At 34.5% G+C, this 12,820-nt stretch carries 10 protein-coding genes and 1 tRNA gene; all 11 read right to left on the reverse strand.

Going from position 1 to position 12,820, the window contains the following annotated elements:
• Positions 1–1,569, reverse strand: coding sequence for a lipoprotein (locus M899_RS17235; RefSeq protein WP_021272781.1), 1,569 nt, complete (start codon positions 1,567–1,569; stop codon positions 1–3).
• 3 nt (positions 1,570–1,572) lie between these two features.
• Positions 1,573–2,187, reverse strand: coding sequence for a hypothetical protein (locus tag M899_RS17240; RefSeq protein WP_021272780.1), 615 nt, complete (start codon positions 2,185–2,187; stop codon positions 1,573–1,575).
• Between the two features lie 8 nt (positions 2,188–2,195).
• Entirely contained in the window at positions 2,196–3,119 is a 924-nt protein-coding gene (locus M899_RS17245; protein WP_021272782.1) for an LPP20 family lipoprotein, read from the reverse strand.
• A 47-nt stretch (positions 3,120–3,166) separates the two neighbouring features.
• Positions 3,167–3,841: a hypothetical protein gene (locus tag M899_RS17250; RefSeq protein WP_034730255.1), complete on the reverse strand. Its 675-nt coding sequence runs from the start codon at positions 3,839–3,841 to the stop codon at positions 3,167–3,169.
• A 147-nt stretch (positions 3,842–3,988) separates the two neighbouring features.
• A complete protein-coding gene (locus tag M899_RS17255; protein WP_021272757.1) occupies positions 3,989–5,491 on the reverse strand; it encodes an XRE family transcriptional regulator in 1,503 nt (500 codons plus the stop codon).
• Between the two features lie 78 nt (positions 5,492–5,569).
• Positions 5,570–5,646: transfer RNA gene (locus tag M899_RS17260), tRNA-Arg, on the reverse strand.
• A 100-nt stretch (positions 5,647–5,746) separates the two neighbouring features.
• On the reverse strand, positions 5,747–8,830 hold the full coding sequence (locus M899_RS17265; protein WP_081653879.1) for an efflux RND transporter permease subunit: 3,084 nt from the start codon (positions 8,828–8,830) through the stop codon (positions 5,747–5,749).
• A gap of 1 nt (position 8,831) precedes the next feature.
• On the reverse strand, positions 8,832–10,013 hold the full coding sequence (locus M899_RS17270; RefSeq protein WP_155897256.1) for a TolC family protein: 1,182 nt from the start codon (positions 10,011–10,013) through the stop codon (positions 8,832–8,834).
• 14 nt (positions 10,014–10,027) lie between these two features.
• Positions 10,028–10,813, reverse strand: a complete 786-nt coding sequence (locus tag M899_RS17275) for a mechanosensitive ion channel family protein (protein ID WP_021272784.1) — start codon at positions 10,811–10,813, stop codon at positions 10,028–10,030.
• 7 nt (positions 10,814–10,820) lie between these two features.
• Positions 10,821–11,618, reverse strand: coding sequence for a hypothetical protein (locus M899_RS17280; RefSeq protein WP_021272765.1), 798 nt, complete (start codon positions 11,616–11,618; stop codon positions 10,821–10,823).
• Between the two features lie 88 nt (positions 11,619–11,706).
• Positions 11,707–12,820, reverse strand: a 1,114-nt coding sequence (locus M899_RS17285) for an FAD-dependent oxidoreductase (RefSeq protein ID WP_021272771.1), incomplete at its 5' end; no start/stop codon positions are given.

Raw genomic sequence — 12,820 nt, forward strand, 5'->3', positions numbered from 1 at the left:
CTATGATTTCCTATGAGTCAAAAGAGTTCCTTCTTTATTTATAAGGACTTCCCCATAATCTTTAACTAAAATGGGTTTTTCTGCCTTTTGGAACAACCTTATCTTATATTTGCCTTTTGGAATAAAAGCACTCGTGAACTTAATCGTACTAGGCAGGGTAGACCATGATCGTAAATCCGCTCTTTCCGAGTACTCAATCCCCTTATTTGCAGCAACATATGATGCGGCCCCAGCAAAATAGCCTAATTCATTTCCAAGACTTTTGGCCGATGATTTATAAGTTAGATATGCTGCAACTAGTGCTGCCATATGTTTTCCAGCGACTCTGGCACCTGTTCTCGCAGTAGTCGCCACAATCTGATTATCAAGTGCTAGCTCGGCCATTTCCGAAAGAGGATCTACGGCCACGAGGTCAATCTTTTCTTTTTTTCCATTTTCAATTTCAAGATAGTATTCAGCAGAATCAACCTTTCCTTTAATCGCAGGTAATTCGAAAGATATTTTTGGATTCGCCCCCACACTAATATGAAGAATTTTTGCTACAAATGAAAAGAAATCATTTTTATCATTAACAGTTGTAGGTATCGCTACGAGATTAAGCGGGAAGTCTATTTTTTTTGCATATTTATCAGAAATAAAGTTTTCTTCTAAAACAAATGCAAAATTCGCAAACTTATTAGCTTTAACCTCTTTTTCTCTGGAAGCTAGCAATGTAGATAATTTTTTATATTCATTTGTTTTTTGAACATAAGTTCTTTCAACTTCGGCCAATTCTTTGTTAGGTAATTTGTCGAAATCTTTTTTGAAGAGTTCATTTTTTTCATTAAAGGTTTTGAAAAAATTATAATTTTTAAATAATAAATCTACTGCACTTCGATAAAGTCCCATCGCGATTTGTCTATCATCGCGTGTTCCAATTCTCTCATGAATAAAGGCACCTAAAAGTTTCGCAATCAAATCATCTTTAAATACAACGTGGCCTAACCCTTTTTGAGTCATTTGACTTAAAAGCGAGTTCCACTCGATTAATACCGACCTTGCGGCAAAAAGGTGGAATCTTTTTTCTTTTGCATCTAATGTCTTTGCCGCAATGATTTTTTTTGATTTTTCTTCTTTTCCATCTTCTGACATATGAACGACTTCATAACTTTCATACTCACCCTTTTCACTTAATTTAAAATGAATTAGGGCCTGATAATAACGTATATAAGACCTTTCAAAGAGATCTCCATAATAGTTATCTTCACTATCATTCAAAAAGGCAGATTTTAGTTTTTTACTAATACTAACGGTGAATAGCTTATCAGATAATTCTTTTGCTTCATCAAATGCTTGAAGGGCCTGATAGAGGTTCCCATTTAGATATTCAACTGTTCCAATCTCGACGAGTTTAAGGAGCTTCGAATTGTCGTCAGCATAAAAATCTTTTGCAAGAACTACTTTTCTGGCCCCTTCATAATTTGCAGTTTTGATTTCGGTCTTCAACTTTTCCAGTGATTTACGTGCATTATTAGTCGCACAACCAAAAAATAAAAAGACGATTACTAAAAAGTGAAGACCTTTAATCATTTATTACCAGCCTGTAGAATTTTTTTCAGAAAATTTATTAACTTTCGCTCTTGTTCTTAAAACTTCGATTCCTTTTTCAAGGTCTGTCATTCTAATATTTACAGAGTATTCTTTAATAGTTTTCCCATCCCTTGTTTGTGGTTGCATTCTGACGGCACCAAAAATTAACAGATCAGCACCTGCTTGTTTACCAATATTTTTGATTTGAGCGGGATCAACCATTCCATCGTTTTGATATTGAATTTCTTTCAAAAGTTTTTCTCTGGCATCAGCATCAATTAGTACAAAATCCCCTGAACTTGAAAATTCAGTTAATAGTTCATCGTTAAAATCCCCAATAGGAAAGTATGGATTTGATGTTACGTTTTGAATTTCAGAAATGAATACCTTTGGTTGACGCCCAAGTTTAGCAAGGTAGCGTTGAAAACCTTTATGCTTTGAAATTTGTTCTAGTGTTTTCTTTACTGTAATTTCAGTATCTTTCGCCACCCACTTGTCTGTAATTTCCATTGCCAATTCATCTGATTCGTCAGCTGAAACTCTTTGCGCTTTAAAACCACCACAAGACGTTACAACAAATGATAGTGCTAACAATAATAAAAGACTTTTCACTTTCATAAATACTCCTAATTAAAATTTATCTTTTTCAAGTTTTTGTTTAAATAATCACTTACTGATTCAATCGCTTTTGAATAGGCTTGATCATAATCTCTTCCAACTGTTTGAAAGGATTCTTTTATTGTATTTTTCTCGCCTTTTTTATTCTGAGCTGTAATTTCTAGAATAAAATTATATTTTTCAAAACCATCAACATTCATGTACATTTTTTCGGGATAAAACTTCCCTAAAAGATCATGAGATTGATTATTGGCTACACTCTTATAGCCTAGGGCAGAAAGCTCTTTCTTTACGAGGCCTGAAACAAGCTTCTTTCCCTCTTCTTCAATAGTAACTTTCACCAGTACATTTTTCGTTATTTGTTTCTTTTTAGCAAACATCTCTTTAAATGAAATCGGCGCCGGTAGCTTTGTCTTACTTACTAAAAGATACCTTTCATAAATACTTTCTCTTTCGATATATCTTTCTTCCATCTCGAAAATATCTTTGCCATCCTTCGAAGAAGAAAGTGTTTTAATCATTTCATCAAGTTTTGTTATTTCATTTCGCAATATTTTGGCGGCATTTTTTTTATTTAAAACTGCCAGTGCATAATAATTCGTTTCATCTTCATCTGTTTTTCTGATGTCGATTCCACTTATGGCACCTTCTGTTATTTCTTCTATTCTCTCGCTTGAACTTTCACTAACTTCTTTTCCAACCAATGAAAGTTCACTTGTAAATTTCGATGAAATCTGAGTTTTGAAGTATTTTAAAATCTCAGCTCTTGCATTGGACTTCGCAAGTGATTCACTTTCTCCAATTCCAACAGCACAGATTTCATTATCTTTCTTACACAATTTTTTATCTGTATCGAGTTTATTAACCCACTCAGGAGAAGCCGCGTATATACTCAATGAAAGCATCATTAATGAAAGGACTGAAATTTTCATATTAACTCTTTAGAAAAGGGGCCGAATGACCCCTTATAGTTTTGAACTTATTCGTCGTCTTCTACTTCGACTTCAACTTTCTTTTCCAGATTTACAAAAGCTTGTTCAGCACCTTCTAGTGCTTTTTGAGCTCTTTTCTTAACTTCTGGTTTTTCAATTTCACCAAAAAGTTTTTGCATTGATCTGTTAACGGCCTTGCTTAGATTTTTCTTACTCATTTTAACAAGAGCGTAGCAGTTGAACTTTGTCTCATCTTCATCTGCACCTAGAGCTTTTTTATATCTTCTCTTTTCCCAGTAAGTTTTATGAGTTGAAGCTCCTACGATGAATGATTGAGCTTCTTGTGCAAGGGCCTCTTCCATATACTCAGACGCTTCATCTCCTTCATCATTTTGAGTTGCCTCAGTGTATGAGTTTTTAATGAACTGAGCGATTTCTGCAGCAATGCGAGCATTTGCTCTAGCTTCTGCTGATTTCAAACAAAGTCGCTTATTTGCACTAGATGACTCATTTACAAAGTATCTATGATCTGCTGCTTCTGATTTTTTATCACCTTTAACTGGCTCATCAATCCAAGTCGGAACTGATTTTTCAGAAGCATCAACTAATACGTAATCTTTTTGAAACGTAACTTCTTCTTTCTTGTCTTCTGACTTCTCTTGCTTAGAAGAACAAGAAACTGCAACTACTCCGACCATTAACATGATTAGAATATTCCTCATACGACCTCCAATATCTTATTAAGGATTTTAAATATAATTAATTCATATATTGTAGAAGAATTCTCGATATGCTCAAGGACAAGTTTGTTCGTTTTTTGTTTTTTTATGCAAATTTATAGTTTATTTGATCTAAGCGCCATGCGACATCTACATATCTTTGACTAAATTGCTAAGGAACTGTGATTTTTTGATTTGAGTTTCTTGCTCTAAAACAATTGTTGGCTCTTCCGCTCTTTCATTACAATCCATAATATTGCAACGTTCACAGGTTTGACCTACTAATTTTTTAGTAACACTCTCATCATTCCAAAAACTAACTTGTCTCTTAAAGTAATCATCCATCAAAATACCGATAGTGATACATGAGTTTGTTTCTGGCATTATTTTAGAAGGGCGTGCGATTGATACACAAAAGTATTCAACATTTTGACCGTTAATTAATGATCGTTGTATTCCAAGCAGTGGAACATCATTTTTGTTCTCAGTCATTTTTTTGGCGAGATCTTTTAATAGAGTGATTGTCACCCAACGACGACAATAATGTTCTTTAAGTCTTTGACCGTGAGGAGCGTGCATCTGGGCCAAATGTAATTCTCTTGTGATTTTGAAAGCATTTGGTCTTTGCTCAAAGTCATTTGTACATCTTAAGAAATACAACTGATTCAATCCGAAGTACTCTGGGAGTATTTGTGTCATTCTGTGCATGAGCACTTCCGAACTTACGCCGTATTTAATCAGAAGACTTAAGAAGCTCTCTTCTTTAAAACTTTTATTTTGAAAGACCTCTTTAAGATCTTTTACAAAACTATGGGCCGGAAGACTCAAAGCTCCAGAAAAATATGAGGCCCTAAAATCGCCAAGGATTTGTGCAAAATCTATGGCCCCTTCTTGTTTTCTTCTTACTCCCAGGTAACAAATACCAAGCTCTTTTCCGAGCGTAAATTTTTTCTGAGCTTCCGTAAGATCTTTATTAAGAAGGAAAATATTCTTTCCTTTTTTTGCCTTAAAATAACTTCTCGTTGATTTAGTTTCTTCATGATGACTTAAAGACTCTTCATCAATGACATAATCAAACTTCTGAATAAGAACATCTTTCAATTGTGATGAAGTAAAATTATTCTCATTCAATCCAAACTCTTCACGTGCTTGGAGAGAAAGGTTCTCTAAATCTACAAAGTAATTATTATAACTTTCCTGATAACTTCTAAGAACAGATTGCAGAATATTATCAACTGTAATGTCATAACTTCTAGCAAGCTCTAAAACAGCGACAAGAAATGATGAAAATTTTTCTGGCGAATTGGACATTAGATCATAAATATCTTGATCGTTAATTCCAAACATTTCGGCCGGAAATTTGTTGAACAATTCACTTTCCACAAACTCAGTAAGTGGGTGAAGAGATTTTCCCAATTTCGTTGATGATAAATGATCGGCACTTACTTTTAATACATCTGCAATAGCATTGATTTTTTCTAGCTTAGGATATTTCTTACCTTTTTCAATTTCGTTTAGATAAGAAGCTGATAGACCCGATTTTTCAGCAAGTTCTTTCAAGCTTAAATTAGACTTCTTTCTAAGCTGCTTGAGCTTAATTCCAAGAATAAACTTGATAACATTTTTCTTTGCTGTTTTTACGTGATGATCCATGCTCACTATTTATCCATTTTTTTGCGTTTTGAAAACAGCCACTTAGATTTGTTTATAAAAAGAGGGGATTTAAAAAGATGGCGCACCCTGAGAGAGTCGAACTCCCGACCTTTTGATCCGTAGTCAAACGCTCTATCCAACTGAGCTAAGGGTGCGCAAAAGATCTATGAACTCTTATTTCTAATGAAATATGCACAAAAAAGCAAGCAAAGAAATTGTGCTAAGGCGCTATTTTTACGACTTAGCACATGAGATTTAAAGTAGTGCTCTCTCTTCACTCACTCGGCCTGGCATAATCATGTAAATACATGGAACTATGACAAGTGTAAGTAATGTCGAGAATAGCAGCCCCCCAATTACCGCTAGGGCCATTGGAATTCTTGTTTCAGCTCCTGGTCCTAAGGCAAAGGCCGCAGGCAATGTTCCCGCAATCGTTGATACCGATGTCATAATAATTGGTCGCAATCTAATAGGGCACGCCTTAATCAGTGAATCCCTCACACTCATTCCCGTTGCTCGCATTTGATTTGTAAAATCAACGAGAATAATTGAGTTCTTTTTAACAATACCCATTAAAAGAATTAATCCAATCATTGAGTACATATTTAATGTTTGATCTCCCAATTTTAAGGCCAAAAAAGCACCTGTGAAACTAAATGGTAGTGCCGATAAAATCGTAATTGGACTTACGAAACTGTTAAACTGTGAGGCCAAAATCATATAGGCAATTAGCAGCCCTAAAACAATAACAAAGATTAAACTATAGAATGAGTCGTTATAAGTTTTAGAGGCCCCACTTTCAATGAGAGTGTAACCTTCTGGTAGTTCTTTACTCAATTCATTTCTAACGTAATCGAGTGCATCACTTTGTGTTATTCCTGGTGCAAGGTTAGCCGTTAAAAGAATAGCACGAGCGCGGTCTTCACGAGTAATGGCAAGAGGACCTGTTCGTTCAACAACTTTTGTAACATCTCCTAAAGAAACTAGCTGACCTCTGTTATTTCGAACCATAATCTTTGAGATATCACTTTGCTCTTTGAGTTCACTGTCAACCATCTTAACTTTAATATCGTAGCGTCTCCCACCTTTTGAGAACTTTCCTGCAACGACACCAGAAACCATTGATTGAATCGTTTTTCCGATATCAGCAACTGATACACCACGTTTAAGTGCTTTTTCTCTATCAGGAACAATGTGAAGTTCTGGAATTTCACCTTTGTAATTTGAGTCAACTTCAACCATAAGTTTAGAATCAGACATTTGCTTTTTAAGGCCTTCAGAAATTTCAATCAATTTCGGCCAGCTTGCGCCGCTAAGACTAAATTCAATAGGGTAACTTGCCCCTGTACCAAACCCTCCTAAAGATGGGTCACGCACGAAGGCCATTATCCCTTTAACTTCGCGTAGCTTTGTTTTCAGTTGATCAGCAAATTGCTGCTGTGTGAGCTTCTTATTCAATTCTTTATTTGCAGGTCTCTCATCAATTGGATGAAGAGTTACGTATCCAAAAGCAGTATTTGATTCTGTTCCAGTAAATCCACCAATAGCAACGAAATAGCGCTTTATTTCCGCTTGTGCCATAAGGATAGTCTCAATTTCACTTACTTTCTTTTCAGTATATTCTAAAGAAGATCCTGCCTTCGTTTTCATGAAAAGAATCAAACGGCTTTGATCTTGAGGGGGAACGAATTCACGTTTCAAACTTTTAAAGATAAAAATCGTACTTGAAAAAACAACAAGACAACTAATTAGAACAAGCCATTTATAATCAAGGGCCTTAATCAGTACGCGCTCATAAAGCGCCTCACACCAATTCATAGCTCTATCAATCCATCTTTTCCCTTCGTTTTTATCTTCACCAAGCATAAAAGATGTTCTCATCGGAGTTAGAGTTACAGCATCAATAAATGAAAATCCAATTGCTATACAAATAGTAACGGCAAATTGATAAAAGTACTTACCGACAATTCCACTCATAAAGCCCAAAGGAAGAAAAATTGCGATAATGGCCGTTGAAGCAGCAAGGGCAGCAAAAGCAATTTCTTTTGTCCCTGAAAGCGAAGCCTTAATTTTTGATTCACCTTCCTTATATTTTCTGGTGATATTTTCTAAGATCATAATATTGTCATCTACAACAAGACCTACTGCGAGTGTCAAACCTAACATTGTGAAGGTATTGAGTGTAAATCCAAAAAATTTGATCCCCATGAACGTTGCAATGATTGCTGTAGGAATTGAGAGAACAATATTAAATGCAGCCCCTAGTGAACCTAGGAAAATCCAAACAACTAATGCTGTTAAAACCCCTGAAAGTATTAAAGTAAATTTCAATTCTTGAATTGAGTCTTCAATAAATGTTGTCCCGTCGAAATTAATACCAATAGAAGTACCTTCTGGAAGGGAGTTAGAAATTTCAACCATTTTCTCTTTAACTAGTTTTGCAACATCGACAGCATTAGAACCACGCTTCTTTCTAAAGCCTAATCCTATTGACGGTTCACCCATAACACGACTTATTCTTCTTACATCATCAAGGCCATCTTCAACTGATGCCACTTCCTTTAGTGCAATTGGAGAATAAACAGGAGAGCCACCGCGCTGATTTATTGTGATCTGCCCAAAGTCTTCTACTGTATTAGATTCACCTAAAACACGTACGTTGAACTCCATATTTGTGTTCTCAAAAATACCTGCAGGATACTCTTGGTGCTCTTTTCCAATTGCATTAACAATATCTAGTACTGATAAATCATATTGTTTTAATTTTTTTTCTGAGGCCCAAACTCTCAGATTTGGCTCGACATATCCACCAAGAATAACTTCTGATACACCATCAATTGTTTGAAAACGATCTTTAATTTGATCACGTACAAATGTCATTAAATCTTTTTTCGACATTTGCTTCGTTGTGATACTTAACCACAAAATAGGACTGTCTTCAGGGTTTGATTTTCTGACAACTGGAGGTTCAACATCTGACGGTAATCTTCTTTGTGCGGCCCCTAAAATAGATTGTACTTCTTGAACAGCAACATCAATATCCTTATTAATATCAAATTCTAAAGTTACTTGAGCACGCCCTCTTTTGGCCTCAGATGAAATTTTTTGAATCCCTTCAACTGACAAAAGAGAACTTTCCAAGATATCAATTACATCAAGCTCAACAACTTCTGGTGCCGCCCCCGGCCACTCAATTGATATACTGACTACAGGAAAATCAACGTCTGGTTTTTCACTTACCCCCAAATCTTTGAATGATAATAATCCAAAGACAATAAAGGCCGCCATGATCATCCATGCGAATACGGGTTTTTTTATAGATATTTCTGTTAACTTCAATTTATTTCTCCGTTAAAACTTTAAGTTGATACTTAGAACTCAGAACGCTGTAGTAAGTTCTCGCATAAACTTTTTGGCTATCAATATATTGATTCATCGCTGATATAACATCTAAGTTTGTAATCAAACCTAGCGAGTATTCTTTGACTGCTTCTTCATAGTTAAGTTTATTTGCCTTCATTGCCTTTTCATTAAGTTCAAGTCTTTCTTTTCCTGACTCTATATCTACATTCAATGAGTCAAAAATTTGAGCAACAGCTTTCTTTGCTCTGACAATCTCGATTTCACTTCTCTTTAAATTAATATATTGATCAGTGACTGCCGCACTTGTTTTACCACCCTGATAAATCGGAAAAGTGAGTGTAATTCCAGCATCCCAATCTCTATCTGAATTTACATTAGAGTTTTCAAGGTAATAATTTGCTTTCAAATTAATAGTGGGAGCGTGATCACCTCTGGTAATTTTAATTTGTTTTTCAACAACCTGCTTAGATAAATCAAGAGCGATGAGGGTAGGGTAGTCATCAACACTAAAAGACTTATCGATTTTGATATTATCATTTTTTGTGTTTTCTATAGTTTCTTCATCTGTGAGCCTAATTAATCGTGCGATTTCAAGTCTATTGATCATCAATGTGTTTTCAATATCCTTAATACCGCTTTGTACACTAAAGGCCTGTGCTTTTGCCGAATAAATATCACTCTTTTTTGATTTACCAATTCTTGCTCTACGTTCAATTTCTAGAACTCTTTCGTTAGAGATTTTTAAAAGTTCTTTATGTATAGAAAGTTCTTTTTGAGTCTGTAGATATGAAAAAATCGAACGGACTAGTTTTTGCTTTGTCTCACGACTTACTGATTCACGAAGATTTTGTTCTGCTTTTGATAACAACTTTGCAGCTGATAAAGCATTAAATTCCTTTAATCCTTTAAATAATGGCTGAACAAGTTGCAAATAGACATTATGGGCATCATAACCGTTAGCATTTTCACCATCACTATATTTTGTATAGGCCCCATTTAAACTAATATCTGGTAGGATATTACCCAAGAGAGAATCTTCATTATTTCTAACTTGTTTTACTTTCTCATTTGCAATGAGAACATCTTCATTCATCTCTACACGCTTTAATGCTTCTTCAACAGTAACAGCATTTGCGTTTGTAGCGATTAATAATAACAAAAATATTTTAAACACTATGCCCTACCTTCTTCTGTTTGAATGATGCGCTTAGGATACGGATGATTTATTCCTTCTTCCCTAAACTTATTTAGAATATCTATTTGAATTTTATTTTTCGTTTTTAGGTAATTTTCTTTTCTCACCCAAAATGAAAATTGGATATTAATTGAAAAATCAAAGAAGCCCTGAACTATAAAGAGTGGCTTGGGTTCATCAAGACATAAAAGATTCTTGTCTACGACATCATTAAGAAGCTTTTCTACTCTTTTAAGATCTTCTGAAAATGAAAGGGGTATTTTCAGATCTACACGACGAATATCAAAATATGAAATATTTGTGATTTGAGACTTCATTAAAGTTTCGTTTGGAATTCGAATCATAAGATTATCAAACGTTCTAAGCTTCGTGCTTAGCAGATCTACAGAAAGAACATCTCCGGTTGTATCACCAACAATAATTGAATCTCCGACTTTAAATGGTCTCTCTGACCAAATAAAGAGTCCACTAATCAGATTTGATGCTGATGTTTGTGACGCAAAACCGATAGCGACAGACAGGATACCCGCAGCACCCAATAATACTTTTAAATTTACCCCCATTATATTGAGCGCAACAAAAATAACAAAAAGGTTCAGGGTATATTTAATTATCTTCGTAATAATCAGTTTACGTGTATCTGAGAACTTTTTTGGAAGTATTCGAGAAACAATTTTTACGATCGCGGATACTGCTGTAAATCCCATTATTAAAAAGACAATACCTTCAATATATAATTTATAGTTTTCAACAAAGTTATTCATAGCAACCTTAAGATTGAATCATCAGCGACAATGCTCTAGATATTAAATTTCTACCACTCTCTCTTGATGGAGATATTTTTTTCAAAATTCCGAAATCTTCTTTTACTGGTTTATTCGTATGAATCTTCACGTCTCCATCAGAGTCAATTCGCATAGAAATACAATCTGAAAAGAAATAACCTTCTTCATTTGTATAAAGATTCAAAATTCCGTTCATAAGTTTGATTCTTTCTATTGGGACATGCCCATGTGTTTCGTTCTTAATAGTAAACTTACTGATATATCTATAAGGATAAAATTTTAAATCTTCGTAATTGAGAACGCCTTTTGTCTTCGCAGCAAAACAAATTTCACCATGAGTAGAATCAGGGCCAAGCCACGTCTCTGACAGTGTTACTATAGGAACACTTTTAAGAATTTCATTGCCGTTTACTTTTACATGAATCCACAAACTCGTATTTACATAAAGACTCATTTGCCTCTTACTCGGCAATTGAATTGGTTTGTCTGGTCTAAAAATAATATCTTTTTCAGGAAGATGAGGAGAGAAAGATACTTTCTCAATTTCACAACTAAAAGAATATCTTGTTAATTCAGCGGATGGATCGATCTCTCCACTATAATGATCTACATACTCAATTTCAGTATCATTTAGTGAATTTGTATGAACAGTATGTACTCTGAGTTCGCCATCTTGCGCCTCAATCCATAAATACAGAGGTCCAATTCTCCAATATGATGTTTGACCAATTTTTAACGAAAAATCATGCCACAAAAAATCAAATTTTTTTTCTACTACAACCATAGGCCCTCTTGAATTAACCTTAAAATTGTACACTGATCAAATTTGACATGCGACAAATATATTTAGAATTTACAGAGAATTAACACAACTAAATGATTCCTCCATCCTTCATATAACGCAATAGGTTTAAGCTCGACATACTCAAGCTGTAAATACTTTGTCCTGGAATTGTTGTGTCACTAAGTAGAAAGAAAAGTTCATCTTTAGCAAGAGGTCTTTGATGTAAAAATAGCGGATCATGAACATCAAATGGAATTCCTCCTAATGCACCTTTTTTGCGTGAAGTGTATCTTTCAAAAGTTAAGGGTGTCCCAATGCTATAATTTTGCAGCTCTATGACTTTTTCTTGATCGAATACTTTTTTAATTAATGAACAGAGCAATTGATCTATTTCACTCTTTAACTCCCTGTATTCTTTACCACGCTTAATCTCCTCCCAATTTTTAATGGGTGTGTGATAAGAGATTGTCAGTGTCCTTTTGTTAGAATTTGTTCTCGCTTTATCCTCACAGTGACTTAGAGAGATAAAAATTGAAGAGCTACCAGAGAGTTTTAATCCTGATATGTGTTTTTGAAAAAAGGAACCTATAATTTCTTTTTCTGTTTCAATTGTATAATAACCTGTAATGGCCGACCATTTCTCTAGGCTGTTTCGAGGTTTTAATTTCAAGTCTTTTTTTAATTTCTCATCGACAAGATCCAAAAAATTAAAAATGGGTATCGCACTGATTAGATAATCATATTCTTCACATCTACGATTAGTAGTAACTAAAACTTTATTCTTTTTTCTTTTTTCAATTTTTATAATCTCTTCACCTAGATACACATTCCCGGAATTGTCATAAATATTGTTTCCAAGACTTGTCATCAACGAACTCATACCACCTTCGATACTCCACACATCTATTGGGTACATTACCCCTAAGACTCCAAAAAGGGCCGGTACATTTTTTGTTGTTCCTTGTGTAGAGATCATTAAAATTTCATCGAATACAGTTTCTAATTTTTTCGAACATTTATGTTTTTTTAAAAACTGGTCATAAAAACTTGTCGTGAGATAGGGAAGAAGAGCAAGTTTCACACTTAAATTTGTTAATACCAACTTTGCCAAGTTTTGATAATTTAAAAACTGTAGATAAAAAATCTCCGGCATCAATTTTTCAATTTTAGTATTCAATTCTAAAATTTCATTCCAAAATTCA

It is taken from the genome of Bacteriovorax sp. BSW11_IV, from assembly GCF_000447755.1.
In the GTDB taxonomy this organism is placed as follows: Bacteria; Bdellovibrionota; Bacteriovoracia; order Bacteriovoracales; family Bacteriovoracaceae; genus BSW11-IV.

Excerpts from the sequence above, each read along its gene's own strand:
- M899_RS17235 (WP_021272781.1), bottom strand. The coding sequence starts at position 1,569 with ATGATTAAAGGTCTTCACTTTTTAGTAATCGTCTTTTTATTTTTTGGT.
- M899_RS17240 (WP_021272780.1), bottom strand. The coding sequence starts at position 2,187 with ATGAAAGTGAAAAGTCTTTTATTATTGTTAGCACTATCATTTGTTGTA.
- M899_RS17245 (WP_021272782.1), bottom strand. The coding sequence starts at position 3,119 with ATGAAAATTTCAGTCCTTTCATTAATGATGCTTTCATTGAGTATATAC.
- M899_RS17250 (WP_034730255.1), bottom strand. The coding sequence starts at position 3,841 with ATGAGGAATATTCTAATCATGTTAATGGTCGGAGTAGTTGCAGTTTCT.
- M899_RS17255 (WP_021272757.1), bottom strand. The coding sequence starts at position 5,491 with ATGGATCATCACGTAAAAACAGCAAAGAAAAATGTTATCAAGTTTATT.
- M899_RS17275 (WP_021272784.1), bottom strand. The coding sequence starts at position 10,813 with ATGAATAACTTTGTTGAAAACTATAAATTATATATTGAAGGTATTGTC.
- M899_RS17280 (WP_021272765.1), bottom strand. The coding sequence starts at position 11,618 with ATGGTTGTAGTAGAAAAAAAATTTGATTTTTTGTGGCATGATTTTTCG.